The sequence below is a fragment of the Niallia sp. CD-39 genome (genome assembly GCF_059874745.1).
On record NZ_JCBCPS010000003.1, the window covers coordinates 167,888 to 181,260 of the forward strand.

At 37.4% G+C, this 13,373-nt stretch carries 14 protein-coding genes; all 14 read left to right on the top strand.

What is annotated here, in order from left to right; genetic code table 11:
* Nucleotides 1-2 precede the first annotated feature (2 nt).
* Nucleotides 3-725 carry a flagellar biosynthetic protein FliO gene (locus AC6F34_RS09220; protein WP_500771308.1) on the top strand — a complete coding sequence of 241 codons (723 nt, stop codon included), beginning with the start codon at nucleotides 3-5 and terminating at the stop codon, nucleotides 723-725.
* Nucleotides 722-1,387 (top strand): flagellar type III secretion system pore protein FliP, encoded by a 666-nt coding sequence (fliP, locus tag AC6F34_RS09225; RefSeq protein ID WP_500771310.1) that lies wholly within the window; start codon nucleotides 722-724, stop codon nucleotides 1,385-1,387. The genes AC6F34_RS09220 and fliP overlap by 4 nt, the downstream gene beginning before the upstream one ends.
* Before the next feature lie 14 nt (nucleotides 1,388-1,401).
* Nucleotides 1,402-1,671 carry a flagellar biosynthesis protein FliQ gene (gene fliQ / locus AC6F34_RS09230; protein ID WP_500771312.1) on the top strand — a complete coding sequence of 90 codons (270 nt, stop codon included), beginning with the start codon at nucleotides 1,402-1,404 and terminating at the stop codon, nucleotides 1,669-1,671.
* Between the two features lie 4 nt (nucleotides 1,672-1,675).
* Nucleotides 1,676-2,452 carry a flagellar biosynthetic protein FliR gene (gene fliR, locus AC6F34_RS09235; protein ID WP_500771314.1) on the top strand — a complete coding sequence of 259 codons (777 nt, stop codon included), beginning with the start codon at nucleotides 1,676-1,678 and terminating at the stop codon, nucleotides 2,450-2,452.
* 1 nt (nucleotide 2,453) lies between these two features.
* Nucleotides 2,454-3,536: a flagellar biosynthesis protein FlhB gene (gene flhB, locus AC6F34_RS09240; protein ID WP_500771316.1), complete on the top strand. Its 1,083-nt coding sequence runs from the start codon at nucleotides 2,454-2,456 to the stop codon at nucleotides 3,534-3,536.
* Between the two features lie 62 nt (nucleotides 3,537-3,598).
* Nucleotides 3,599-5,635, top strand: coding sequence for a flagellar biosynthesis protein FlhA (flhA, locus tag AC6F34_RS09245; RefSeq protein ID WP_500771318.1), 2,037 nt, complete (start codon nucleotides 3,599-3,601; stop codon nucleotides 5,633-5,635).
* Complete coding sequence (flhF, locus tag AC6F34_RS09250) at nucleotides 5,632-6,777, top strand: flagellar biosynthesis GTPase FlhF (RefSeq protein ID WP_500771320.1); 1,146 nt, start codon at nucleotides 5,632-5,634, stop codon at nucleotides 6,775-6,777. The genes flhA and flhF overlap by 4 nt, the downstream gene beginning before the upstream one ends.
* Nucleotides 6,770-7,636: a MinD/ParA family protein gene (locus tag AC6F34_RS09255; protein ID WP_500771322.1), complete on the top strand. Its 867-nt coding sequence runs from the start codon at nucleotides 6,770-6,772 to the stop codon at nucleotides 7,634-7,636. Before flhF ends, AC6F34_RS09255 begins: the two co-directional genes overlap by 8 nt.
* Nucleotides 7,637-7,644: 8 nt before the next feature.
* On the top strand, nucleotides 7,645-8,739 hold the full coding sequence (locus AC6F34_RS09260) for a protein-glutamate methylesterase/protein-glutamine glutaminase (RefSeq protein ID WP_500771324.1): 1,095 nt from the start codon (nucleotides 7,645-7,647) through the stop codon (nucleotides 8,737-8,739).
* Nucleotides 8,740-8,759: 20 nt separating this feature from the next.
* Nucleotides 8,760-10,799 carry a chemotaxis protein CheW gene (locus AC6F34_RS09265; protein ID WP_500771326.1) on the top strand — a complete coding sequence of 680 codons (2,040 nt, stop codon included), beginning with the start codon at nucleotides 8,760-8,762 and terminating at the stop codon, nucleotides 10,797-10,799.
* 33 nt (nucleotides 10,800-10,832) lie between these two features.
* A complete protein-coding gene (locus AC6F34_RS09270; RefSeq protein WP_500771328.1) occupies nucleotides 10,833-11,288 on the top strand; it encodes a chemotaxis protein CheW in 456 nt (151 codons plus the stop codon).
* A gap of 16 nt (nucleotides 11,289-11,304) precedes the next feature.
* Nucleotides 11,305-11,946, top strand: a complete 642-nt coding sequence (locus AC6F34_RS09275) for a chemotaxis protein CheC (RefSeq protein ID WP_500771330.1) — start codon at nucleotides 11,305-11,307, stop codon at nucleotides 11,944-11,946.
* Complete coding sequence (locus tag AC6F34_RS09280) at nucleotides 11,939-12,436, top strand: chemotaxis protein CheD (RefSeq protein ID WP_500771332.1); 498 nt, start codon at nucleotides 11,939-11,941, stop codon at nucleotides 12,434-12,436. Before AC6F34_RS09275 ends, AC6F34_RS09280 begins: the two co-directional genes overlap by 8 nt.
* 146 nt (nucleotides 12,437-12,582) lie before the next feature.
* Nucleotides 12,583-13,341: a FliA/WhiG family RNA polymerase sigma factor gene (locus tag AC6F34_RS09285; protein ID WP_500771334.1), complete on the top strand. Its 759-nt coding sequence runs from the start codon at nucleotides 12,583-12,585 to the stop codon at nucleotides 13,339-13,341.
* The last annotated feature ends 32 nt before the right edge of the window (nucleotides 13,342-13,373 follow it).

Below are 13,373 nucleotides of genomic sequence, written 5' to 3' on the forward strand. Positions count from 1 at the left end.
CAGTGTATAAAAAAGTACTTACAGCCGTTGTACTAGTTCTTCTGTTTACGTTATTTCCTCTGCAGGGGTTGATGAATATGGCCTCTGCAGATGACAATAAGTCAGTCTTGGAACATTTACAACCTGAGGAAAATGAAAGCAATGATGAAGAGGAAAGCAATGGGATCGATCCTAAAGCAGAGGAATCTGTTGAAGGTAACACCGACTTGAATGAAGAAATAGCAAATTCAAATGCCAACTTCTCTGGAAGTCCTGTAGGGCTTACGGTATGGGATGTTATAAAAATGATTATTGCTACGGTGTTTGTTATAGGTCTTTTATACCTCATTTTGAAATTGGTAAATAAGCGTGCTCGTACTTACCAAAGCACTCAACTCATCGAAAACCTTGGAGGAACTTCATTAGGAAATAATCGTTCAATCCAAGTGATTAAAGTTGGGGGGAAATTGCTCGTTGTTGGGGTAGGGGAAAATGTCCAAGTATTAAAGGAAATTGACGATGATAGAGAAGTTGAAAAACTATTAAAGCTCTATAACGATAAGCAGGATCAATTAATGCAACCAAGCGATATTGTGACAAAGGCAATCGATTCAGTAAAGAACAGGAAAAAGGACGACAATAAAAGCTCATTTCAATCGACGCTAAACGCACAATTGGAGGAGATGAAAAAGGATCGAAGCAAAGCATTTAATCAATTTGAGAAGAAAGGACCAAACGATCGATGAATGAATTTATGGAGTTTTTTAATACAAGCTCACCAGAAAATGTTTCGACATCTGTCAAATTAGTTCTCCTTTTGACTGTATTATCGATCGCTCCGAGTATTCTCATTTTAATGACGTGTTTTACGAGAATCGTAATCGTTCTCTCCTTTGTCAGAACGGCGCTTGCCACACAGTCAATGCCACCTAACCAAGTCATTATAGGAATTGCACTGTTTATGACTTTTTTTATTATGGCACCAACGTTTCATGAAGTGAATCAGCAAGCATTGACACCATTATTCAATGAAGAAATAACTCTGGAAGAAGCATATGATCAAGCGGTTATCCCATTTAAAGAATTCATGAGTGCACATACAAGGCAAAAAGACTTGGAGCTATTTTTAAACTATTCACAAGCAGAACCTCCAGCAACGATTGAAGACATACCGTTAACAGCGCTCGTTCCTGCGTTCGCAATAAGTGAAATAAAAACAGCATTTCAAATTGGATTTATGATTTTTATTCCGTTTCTAGTGATTGATATGATTGTCGCATCAGTGCTCATGTCGATGGGGATGATGATGCTTCCTCCAGTTATGATCTCGCTACCTTTTAAGATTTTATTGTTTGTGTTAGTAGATGGCTGGTATTTAGTAGTGAAATCGTTATTACAAAGTTTTTAAGCAGGTGAATAAAAATGACAGCAGACGCCGTAATTGAAATTGCTGAAAGAGGCATTATTACCATTTTATTAATAGCAGGTCCACTGCTTGCATTAGCACTTATTGTCGGATTAATTGTGAGTATCTTCCAAGCGACAACTCAAATCCAAGAACAAACACTTGCGTTTATTCCTAAAATTGTGGCAGTTTTAGTCGGTGTTGTTTTCTTTGCACCGTGGATGTTAAGTCATTTGATATCATATGCGAGTGACATTTTTTCAAATTTAACAAGATATGTAGGGTAGGAGAATGTTAGAAATAATTCCAGCCATACCTGCTTTTATGCTCGTCTTTGTCCGGGTTACTTCCTTCTTTTTGACGTTGCCACTATTCTCATATCGGACGATCCCTACGCAAGCGAAGCTTGGTTTAGGTTTTTTCTTGGCATATATTATGATTTTTACAATTGACGTGCCTGAAATTCCGATTGATGGAACGTTCTTACTTCTAGTTATTAAAGAGGCGCTTGTTGGCATTATGGTTGGCATCATTGCCTATATCATTATGGCTGCAATTCAAGTGGCAGGAGGCTTTATTGATTTTCAGATGGGCTTTGCAATGGCAAATGTAATCGATCCGCAAACAGGTGCACAAAGCCCAATTATTGGACAGTATTTATACATCATTGCGCTTTTATTTATGCTAGCAGTCAATGCACATCATTTACTGCTTGATGGAATCTTTTATAGCTATCAATTTATACCACTTGATCATGCATTTATACCGTTTGGAGATTCGAATTTAGCAGAGTATGTTTTACGCACATTTAATACGATGTTTCTTGTTGCCTTTCAAATGGCGATTCCAGTTGTTGGTAGCCTCTTTCTAGTTGATGTTGCGCTAGGTATAGTCGCTCGAACAGTGCCACAATTGAATGTGTTTGTTGTAGGTCTACCATTAAAAATTGGGGTTAGCTTTATCATTCTAGTCATTGTAATGGGTGTGATGATGCTTGTCGTTTCTCAACTATTTACATTGATGGCAACAACGATGAGAGGGTTAATGCAGTTGATGGGAGGCGGATAAGGTGAAGCTACTTGCATTGAACTTGCAGATGTTTGCAGGTGAAAAATCAGAAAAAGCAACACCGAAAAAACGCCTTGATTCACGAAAGAAAGGTCAAGTTGCGAAGAGTCAGGATGTAAATACAGCATTTGTGCTATTCGGGGTATTTTTACTCATGTTCTTTGCTAGTACATATTTTATTAACATCACCTTGAATTTGATGAAGCACTCCTTTCAAGAGTATATATTCATTTCATTCACAGAAGAGAATATTTACGTCATTTTTTTAACGATGTTACAAGAGATAGTGTACTTGCTGGCACCTATAATGGGTATTGCAATGATCGCAGGGGTTGCTGCGAACTATTTACAAGTTGGTTTTTTGCTCTCCGGTGAAAGTATTAAACCAAAGCTAGAGAAGATTGATCCTATCAAAGGATTTAAGAGAATCTTTTCAGTAAGAGCACTTGTAGAATTGCTCAAATCAGTATTAAAAATTTCATTTGTTGGAGCTGTTGCATTTACTGTATTATGGGTGCGAATTGATGAAATTCTCTATTTGTCACAAAAAACAGTTGGCGCAGCGATGTTAACGATCGTCAACCTGACGTTGCAAATGGGCTTGTTTGCAGCAATTGCTCTCATGTTTTTATCGATTCTTGATTATCTTTATCAAAGATATGATTTTGAGAAAAACATTCGCATGTCGAAACAAGACATAAAAGATGAGTATAAAAACATGGAGGGAGATCCTCTTATTAAGTCAAAAATTAAGCAACGACAACGTGAAATGGCAATGAGAAGGATGATGCAGGAAATTCCTCAAGCCGATGTAGTTATAACGAATCCAACACATTACGCAATTGCCCTCAAATATGATGAAAGTAAATCTGATGCACCAATTGTGATTGGAAAGGGAGTCGACTTCGTTGCGCAAAAGATCAAAATGATTGCAAAGGAGAACGAAGTAGTAATGGTAGAAAATCGCCCATTAGCACGTGCTCTTTATGATCAAGCTGAAATTGGTCAAGCGATCCCTGAGGAATTCTTTAAAGCAGTGGCAGAAATTATTGCGTATGTATATAAAGTGAAAAATAAAGTTTAAATAAAAATGCAACAGCTAATGGAGCCGGTTTTTGTTATGCAAAGTTAGGAGAGAAAAATACTATGCAGTGGAAGAATTTATCCGTTCTATTTGGAGTCATCTTAATCGTTGCGATGCTCGTCATTCCATTTCCTACATGGTTATTGAGTATTTTAATTATCATCAATATGGCGTTGGCTCTACTTGTATTATTAACAGCGATGAATATGAAAGAAGCGCTTGAGTTTTCAATCTTCCCTTCACTCATCCTTCTTTTAACGTTATTCCGAGTTGGGCTGAATGTTTCCACAATGAGAGCGATCTTAGGCCAAGGTGACGCCGGAAGAGTTGTTGATACGTTTGGATCATTTGTGACCGGTGGAAATATTTTAGTCGGTTTAGTAGTATTTTTAATCCTTGTTATTATTCAATTCATTGTTATTACAAAGGGTGCGGAGCGTGTTTCTGAGGTAGCAGCCCGTTTTACACTTGATGCAATGCCTGGTAAGCAAATGAGTATTGATGCGGATTTAAATGCCGGGATGATTTCTGAGAAAGACGCGAGAGAGCGCCGTGAAAAAATTAGCCGTGAAGCTGATTTTTACGGTTCAATGGATGGTGCGAGTAAATTTGTAAAAGGGGATGCAATTGCTAGCATCATTATAACTTTAATAAACTTGATTTTTGGAATGATTATCGGTGTCATGCAGCATGGATTAACGATTGCTGAATCAGCACAAAAGTTCTCAATGCTAACAATTGGGGATGGTCTAGTCAGTCAAATACCGGCACTTCTTATTTCAACAGCAACTGGAATTGTTGTGACAAGAGCTGCATCGGATGGAAGTTTAGGTAACGATATTACAAAGCAACTGCTTCAATTCCCTACACTTCTATATGTTACTGCTGGCACTTTGTTGTTATTAGGAATTTTCACTCCAATCGGTTTAGTATTAACTTTGCCAATTGCAGTATTATTAGGGATTGGTGGATATATGATTTCTAAAATACCGGAACAATCCGAGGAAGACCAGATTCAGCTCGAAGAAGAAATACATACAGATGAGATGAAAAGTCCTGAGAATGTTGTGAATCTGTTAAATGTAGATCCAATTGAATTTGAATTTGGATATGGGCTGATCCCATTAGCTGACGCTAATCAAGGTGGGGATTTATTAGACCGAATTGTAATGATACGAAGACAATTGGCAATCGAGCTTGGTCTAGTCATTCCGGTCGTGCGTATCCGCGATAATATACAGCTACAGCCGAATGAATATCGCTTGAAAATAAAAGGAAATGAGATGGCTAGAGGAGAGTTACTATTGGATCATTATTTAGCAATGAGTCCTGGGATTGAGGATGACTCAATTGAAGGAATTGATACGGTAGAGCCATCTTTCGGACTACCTGCTAAGTGGATTACAGAAGCAGTCAAGGAGCAAGCTGAAATCTTTGGATATACAGTCGTCGATCCACCATCTGTGGTTTCAACTCATATAACGGAGCTAATCAAAAATAATGCACATGAATTGCTTGGTAGACAAGAAACAAAGCAATTAATCGATCATTTGAAAGAGAGTTATCCAATCCTAGTAGAAGAAGTAACCCCTACTCCATTATCAGTTGGTGAAATACAAAAGGTTTTAGCAAAATTGCTTAAAGAAAATATCTCGATTCGAAATTTACCGATTATCTTTGAAACGTTGGCTGATTTTGGAAAGACAACAAGTGATACAGATGTTTTAACAGAATATGTAAGGCAAGCATTGGCTAGACAGATTACGAATCAGTATTATCAACAAGGAGATTCATTAAAGGTTGTGACCGTTTCAGGAAGAGTTGAAAAACAAATTGCTGATAGTATTCAGCAAACGGAGCATGGGAATTTCTTATCTATTGATCCAACGGTTTCTCAAAAGATATTAGAATCGATTGCATCTCAAGTTGAGCAGCTTTCTTTAATGGAACAAACACCGATCGTTCTCTGTTCACCAGCGGTAAGAATGTATGTTAGACAAATGACTGAAAGATATTTTCCGCAAGTTCCAATCTTATCATATAATGAGCTAGAGGCTAATGCCGAAGTTCAAAGTGTAGGTGTGGTGAATATTGAATGAGGGTAAAAAAATATACAGCACAAACGATGGCTGATGCAATGAAGCGAATACGAGAAGATTTAGGTGATGATGCGGTCATACTAAACTCAAAAGAAGTAGAATCAGGTGGATTCTTAGGGTTATTTAAGAAGAAGTCGATTGAGGTGCTTGCTGCAATCGATCCACAACCTAATCAAAAACCGGTTCAGGCTTCGCCGAAGAAAAAATTAGTTCAGGAGATCGTACCGAATAGTATTATACAACCGTCTGCAATCGATCAATCAAATGATCAACTAATAAAGCAAGTAAATGAAATGAAGCAACTTATTAATAGGTTGGAATCCAAACAGCAAGATGTATTGCTTCCTGCGCCAATTACATATTGGGATCATGTTCTATTAAATCAAGAGGTATCTGAGTCAATTCGATTGTTTATCAAAGAAAGGTTATTAGAAAAATGGTATAAGAATGACATAACCGAGCAATCTGAAAACCAGATAAAAGAATGGGTCAAACAAAGTTTATTACAAAGGCTGAGACCAATTACTTTTGATGCGATGGACTTTAGTAAGAAGTATATGAATGTTGTTGGTCCAACTGGCGTAGGTAAGACGACAACACTTGCAAAGCTAGCTGCTGAGGCTGTGATTACGCACCAGAAGAAAGTTGCTTTTATTACAACAGATACGTACAGAATTGCTGCAATTGATCAACTTAAAACATATGCAAAAATATTAAATGTACCGATTGCAGTCTGCTATTCTGTAGATGATTTCAAAAAAAGCTGTGAGGAGTTTGCGGTATACGACACAATTTTTATCGATACAGCTGGCAGGAATTTTCGCAATCAAAAGTACGTGGAAGACTTAAAGGAATCTATTGATTTCACAAAAGATATGCAAACTTTCCTTGTGCTTGCTTTAACATCGAAAGAGAGAGACATGAAAGATATATACGAACAATTCTCACTCATTCAAATTGATCAGTTTATTTTTACTAAAGCAGATGAAACGTCCACCTACGGTGCCTTATTCAATATGGTGGACACCTTTCAAAAGGGTGCATCCTATATTACATTTGGACAGGATGTACCCGATGATATTAAAACGGTTAGTCCTAACGAGGCAATAGAACTGCTACTAGGAGATCGACGCTATGTTTGATCAAGCAGAAAGACTAAGACAACGTTTAAATCATGAGTCAGAAAATAAAAAGCTCGTAAAAACAATAGCTATTATGAGTGGAAAAGGGGGAGTCGGGAAGTCAAATATTGCATTGAACTTTTCGATTTCCTTAAGAAAAAAAGGATTCAGGGTACTGCTTTTTGATTTGGATATTGGAATGGGCAATATTGAGATTTTAATGGGAACAGCTTCAGGAGTTTCCATTGCTGACTTTTTCCAAGGAAGAAAACCATTAAAGGAAACGATAATGGTTGGTCCTGAACAATTGCATTATATTGCTGGAGGAACAGGACTAAATCAGTTTGTTTCTATGGATTATGGAAGTATTCAACACTTTTTGACTCAACTAGAAGAGATGCTGGATCAATATGACTATTGTATTTTTGATATGGGAGCTGGAATTAATCCTGAATCGGCAAACTTCATCCTTTCTGTAAATGAAATTATTGTAGTCACAACACCGGAACCAACTTCGATTACAGATTCGTATGCTGCAATCAAACATGTTCATTTATTGGATGAGGCTATTCCATTTTCACTAGTACTAAACCGAGTGGAGCATGAGCAGGAAGGTTTTCGTACTTACAAGCGATTGAATGACGCTTTGAACCGTTTCTTAAAACGGGATGCACGCTTTCTAGGGTACGTACCAGATGATCCCATAGTCAAGAAGGCTGTAAAAAGGCAAGAACCCTTTACCTTAATCAATCCGAAAAGCAAGCCAGCAATTGCTATAGAGAGGATTAGAAATGAATTTTTGCAAGAAGGAAATGAACGTGAATCTAACCTACTTTCTCCTTTTGTTACAAAGCTAAGGAAATTTCTTTTTGAAAGGTAGTGTAATGGATGAAGAAAATTAAAGTCCTCGTTGTCGATGATTCAGCGTTTATGAGAAAGCTAATTACCGATTTTCTTTCATCAGATCCACGTATCGAGATTATTGGTACAGCTCGAAATGGAGCAATAGCGGTAGAAAAAGCTCTTGAATTAAAACCAGATGTAATTACGTTAGATGTGGAGATGCCAATTATGAACGGGATTGAAGCATTGAAGCTCATTATGGAACGTAGTCCAACCCGCGTCATTATGTTATCTAGTACAACAAGAGAAGGTGCAGATACAACGATAGATGCTATTGCGAATGGAGCGATTGATTTTATTGCTAAACCATCAGGAGCTATCTCTCTTGATCTTCATAAAATCAAGGAACAGTTAATTGAAAAGGTTGTTAATGTAAGTAAAGTTCGAGTAAAGCAACTGAAAGAATTGTCGAAGAATGACAAATTAGTAGTTTCGTCACGAGTAAATTATAGTAAAATAGAACCAAGGTATGATGTGGATCAGAAGTCACGGAAGATGGTTGGAACACTCCAAAAGCAAATTATTTGTATTGGTACTTCAACTGGTGGACCACGGGCGTTACAGGCAGTTATACCTGAATTGCCTCATGATATAGATGCAGCGATTGTGATTGTTCAACATATGCCACCTGGATTTACACGTTCATTGGCAGATCGCCTAAATCATTTATCATCAATTGAAGTGAAGGAAGCTGAAGATGGTGAGGAATTACAGCATGGTTGTGCCTATATTGCGCCAGGTGGCTATCACCTTACCGTTGTGCATGAAGGAACAAAGCTAGTAAGTAAACTAGATCAATTAGATCCGATTAAGGGTCATAGACCATGTGTGGATCGTTTATTCGAATCAATTAGTCAACTGAATATCAAGAAGAAGCTCCCTGTGATCTTAACTGGTATGGGTTCAGATGGTACGAACGGACTGATTGCTTTAAAAAAAGAGCGCAATGTGTTTGCGATTGCTGAATCAGAAGAAACCTCTATTGTTTATGGAATGCCAAAATCAGCAGTCGCAACTAAATTAGTGGATGAAATTCGTCCGTTGCAAGAAATTTGGAAAACAATCATGAAATATGTCTAGTATGAAAGGTGTGCATGTGCATGGAAATGAACCAATATTTAGAAGTTTTCATTGAAGAAAGCAAAGAGCACTTGCAAGCATGCAACGAGCATTTGTTGCAACTTGAGCAAAACCCGCAGGACCTGAAAATCGTAAACGAGATTTTTCGCTCGGCCCATACGTTAAAAGGAATGTCTGCAACGATGGGATATGAAGACTTAGCGAGTCTTACACATCAAATGGAAAATGTCTTAGATGCAATTCGTAATGAAAAAATCATTGTAACATCTGATCTATTTGATGTTGTTTTCCAAGCTGTTGATGATTTGGAAGCAATGGTAGAATCGATTTCAGCTGGTGGCGATGGTAAAAGAGATGTTAAGCAAGTAGTTGCTCAATTAGCATTGATTGAAAAGGGTGAAAGTCCAGTCCTGTCTGCTAGTTTTTCAGAGGTTGCAGTCGCAGTTGAAGCAACTCAAAGTTCGATGGAAGCGACAACTTACGACGAATTCGAACGTACAGTGATTGAGCAATCAACAGAACAAGGATTTTCAGTATATGAAATTAAGGTGAGTTTAAGAGAAGACTGTTTATTAAAAGCAGCAAGAGTTTATATGGTTTTTGAAGCACTTGAAAAGATGGGTGAGGTTATCAAGTCAAATCCATCAGTTGACCAATTGGAGGAAGAAAAATTTGATTCTTCGTTTAAGATTTCATTTGTTTCAAAAAATCCAATTGATGAAATTCAATCAACTTTAAAAAAGGTTTCTGAAGTAGAAGTTGTTGAGGTTATTCAGCTACAGTTAGATCAATTAAAAGAAAGTGAAGAAGGAAAACAAGAGCTCCAAGCGACAGTAGTTAGCTTACCATCCACTCCAAATTCAGGAGAACAGGATAACAAGAAGCCTGCATCAGGACAGCAAAAACAAAATAATAACAAAACGATCAGGGTCAATATTGAACGTTTGGATATTCTCATGAACTTATTTGAGGAGCTTGTGATTGATAGAGGTAGATTAGAGCAAATTTCCCGTGAAATGAGCAACCCAGAGCTACAAGAAACAGTTGAACATATGTCAAGAATTTCTGGCGACTTACAAAATATCATCTTAAACATGCGAATGGTGCCAGTAGAAACTGTTTTCAACCGCTTCCCGCGTATGGTGCGCCAATTAGCTAAAGACTTGAATAAAAAAATTGATTTGCAAATTTCTGGTGCCGAAACCGAGCTTGATCGTACAGTGATTGACGAGATTGGGGACCCTCTCGTTCATTTATTGCGAAATGCACTTGATCATGGAATCGAAAAACCAGAGGATCGTAAAAAAGCTGGGAAAAATGAGGAAGGAACAGTCCTTCTTAAAGCGTATCATAGCGGCAATCATGTATTCATCGAAATTGAAGATGATGGAGCAGGTATAAATAAAGACAAAGTCTTGAAGAAAGCTCTTGGTAAAGGCCTTATTACAGAACAAACAGCGCAAGCATTATCCGATAAGCAAATCTATGATCTTATTTTCCACTCAGGCTTTTCAACTGCAGAAGTCATTTCAGATGTTTCCGGGCGTGGGGTAGGTCTTGATGTTGTAAAAAGTACAATTGAATCATTAGGTGGATCCATAACAATTGATTCAACTTTAGGGAAGGGTTCTATCTTCTCCATTCAATTACCATTAACACTTTCGATTATTTCAGTAATGCTTGTTGAGATTGAGAAGGAAAAGTATGCGATTCCGCTTTCATCAATCATTGAAACAGCGATGATTGAGACAGGTGATATTTTTAATGCACATAATCAAAAAGTGATTGATTTTAGAGGCAAAGTGGTTCCATTACTCTTCCTTAAGGATATTTTCGAAGTTCCATCAATTGAGGAAAAGCATGAACAATTATCGGTCGTTATTGTGCGTAAAGGGGATAAAATGGCAGGGTTAGTTGTCGATTCGTTTATTGGGCAGCAAGAAATTGTTTTAAAATCTTTAGGTAGCTACTTAACAGACGTGTTTGCCATTTCCGGTGCGACAATTTTAGGCGATGGACAAGTTGCCTTAATTGTTGACTGTAATGCATTAATTAAATAGATCGATTTTTTAATGAAAGGATTGTGTGGCTATATGAACGATATGGAAGTAGCTAATCTTAAGTTAATCGTCTTCCAATTAAAAGATAATGAGTATGCGATTCCTGTTAGCGAAGTGCTTTCAATAGAAAAAGTCCTTCATATTACAAGGGTACCAGGAACGTCAGAATATGTTAAAGGTGTAATCAATTTAAGAGGAATTGTTACACCGATTATAGACTTGCGAAGCCGTTTTGGAATCGAGAAAAGTGATTACACAGAACATTCAAGAGTGATTATCATTGCAATCGGAGATAAGGAAGTTGGTCTTATTGTTGATTCAGCCAATGATGTTATCGATATATCAGAATCGCAAATTGAACCACCGCCAGAAATTGTTGGCTCAATTCATGCAGAGTATATTAAAGGTGTTACAAAGATAGACAAGAGGTTGTTAATCTTAATCGATATGGAAAAAGTCCTAGTTGAAGATGGGAAAGAGACCGAATAAGAGAGAGGGATGGGGAATGAATCAGTTCCTGCAAATTACAGCTGACCATCTTGATTTATTATCAGAAGTTGGGAATATTGGAGCGGGAAATGCTGCTACGGCACTTTCGACCCTTTTGAATAAAACAATTCATATGCAAGTGCCCCTTGTGAAAGTTGTATCGTTTGATGAAATGAGAAACTTAGCAGGGGGGCCAGAAACGATTGTAGCTGGCGTGTTTTTACGTTTTGAAGGTGATTTAACTGGCAGCATGTATTTCCTATTACCGTTAAAGCAGGCAAGGTCATTTGTTGAAGATATGATTGATGCTAAACTATCGACGATCGATGATTGGATGAATAATGATTTGGCGAAGTCTGCTTTGCAAGAGTTAGGCAATATTATTTCTGGCACATACTTATCCGCACTTTCAGATTTTACGAACTTAAAGATTATGCCTACTGTACCCGCACTATCAATCGATATGGTTGGAGCAATGCTTAATTACGGTTTAATAGAACTATCGCAAGTCAGTGATGATGCAATTGTTGTAGATGCTGTATTAACAGAAGAGAAGGATGCAATGAAATCATGTTTAAATGGGCACTTCTTTTTGCTGCCAGATCCGCCATCTTTTACAACTCTATTTAAAGCATTAGGTGTATCTGCAAATGAATGAAACGATTGAAATTGTTAAAGTAGGCATTGCTGATTTGAATATAGTTAAAGCACCAGGTTCGATACGTACTTCGGGCCTTGGCTCTTGTGTAGGGGTCGTAATATTTGATGAACTTAAAAAAATCGCTGGTTTAGCACATGTCATGTTACCCGAATCATCCTTAGCTCGTGCTGTGAAACTGAATCGAGCAAAATACGCAGATACTGCTATAGGCGATCTCGTTTCTCTTATCTTAAAAGAAGGGGCAAGAAAAAGTGGTTTACATGCAAAAATAGCTGGCGGCGCTCAAATGTTTCAATTTTCTTCTACAAGTGACTTAATGAGAATTGGACCAAGAAATGTGGAAGCTGTTCGTCAGCAATTGCAATTATTGAACATTCCAATTCTTAGTGAGGATGTCGGTGGAAGCAATGGAAGAACCATAGAATTTACTCCTGAAAATTCACAGTTGAAGATTCGAACGGTGAATTGTGGGGAGCAAATAATATAATAAGCATTAAGAACTAATAGAAATATAAATAGACCAAAAGTAGGATAAGAACAACACCTTGATCTGTTTAGGCGAGAGTATATCTTTGCTATAATGAATTTAAAGAATTGAGAATAATAGATTACTAGGTTTAAGGGGGGATCGTGATGGCACAACAAGTAACCGAAGAGCAATTGAATTGGCATCATTGGGTAAGTTCGCGTGATTCTGCAGCAGGAGATTTTTTAGTGAGTAAATATATGCCGCTTGTTCACTATCATGTCCAGAGAATAGCTGTTAACTTACCGAAAAGTGTTAATAGAGATGATCTTAAAAGTTTAGGACTTATGGGCCTATACGATGCCCTTCAAAAGTTTGATCCTAAAAGGGATTTGAAATTTGATACATATGCTTCTTTTAGAATAAGAGGCTCTATTATTGATGGTCTTAGAAAAGAGGATTGGCTTCCCCGTAGTACAAGAGAAAAGACGAAGCGAATAGAAGCTGTGATAGAGCAGCTTGAACAAAAGCATATGCGAAATGTAACTGTTTCTGAAGTAGCGATTGAACTAGGTCTTTCTACCCGTGAAGTTCACTCATCGATGAATGAACATTTTTTCTCCAATCTATTATCGATCGATGAACAGTTGAACGACGAGGAGCATGAAGGCCATTCTGTTGTCATACGTGATGAAAAAGCATTGATACCTGAACAAAAAGTCATAAAAGATGAATTGATTGAGGAAATGACTTCGCTGATAGAAACTTTAAATGCGAATGAGCAGCTGGTTCTTAGCTTGTTCTATAAAGAAGAGCTAACATTAACTGAAATTGGTGAAATTATGAGTCTGTCGACTTCGAGAATTTCACAGATTCATTCGAAAGCCATCTTTAAATTAAGAAAATCGCTTGAAAAAATTATGTAAACATTGTTGAAAGTTAAGTGAAAGAAGGCGTA

Bases quoted from the DNA above. Each gene is read 5' to 3' on its own strand.
- fliP (WP_500771310.1), top strand. From the start codon at position 722: ATGAATGAATTTATGGAGTTTTTTAATACAAGCTCACCAGAAAATGTT.
- flhA (WP_500771318.1), top strand. From the start codon at position 3,599: ATGCAGTGGAAGAATTTATCCGTTCTATTTGGAGTCATCTTAATCGTT.
- fliQ (WP_500771312.1), top strand. From the start codon at position 1,402: ATGACAGCAGACGCCGTAATTGAAATTGCTGAAAGAGGCATTATTACC.
- AC6F34_RS09265 (WP_500771326.1), top strand. From the start codon at position 8,760: ATGGAAATGAACCAATATTTAGAAGTTTTCATTGAAGAAAGCAAAGAG.
- fliR (WP_500771314.1), top strand. From the start codon at position 1,676: ATGTTAGAAATAATTCCAGCCATACCTGCTTTTATGCTCGTCTTTGTC.
- AC6F34_RS09255 (WP_500771322.1), top strand. From the start codon at position 6,770: ATGTTTGATCAAGCAGAAAGACTAAGACAACGTTTAAATCATGAGTCA.
- AC6F34_RS09280 (WP_500771332.1), top strand. From the start codon at position 11,939: ATGAATGAAACGATTGAAATTGTTAAAGTAGGCATTGCTGATTTGAAT.
- AC6F34_RS09285 (WP_500771334.1), top strand. From the start codon at position 12,583: ATGGCACAACAAGTAACCGAAGAGCAATTGAATTGGCATCATTGGGTA.
- AC6F34_RS09275 (WP_500771330.1), top strand. From the start codon at position 11,305: ATGAATCAGTTCCTGCAAATTACAGCTGACCATCTTGATTTATTATCA.
- AC6F34_RS09260 (WP_500771324.1), top strand. From the start codon at position 7,645: ATGAAGAAAATTAAAGTCCTCGTTGTCGATGATTCAGCGTTTATGAGA.
- flhF (WP_500771320.1), top strand. From the start codon at position 5,632: ATGAGGGTAAAAAAATATACAGCACAAACGATGGCTGATGCAATGAAG.
- AC6F34_RS09270 (WP_500771328.1), top strand. From the start codon at position 10,833: ATGAACGATATGGAAGTAGCTAATCTTAAGTTAATCGTCTTCCAATTA.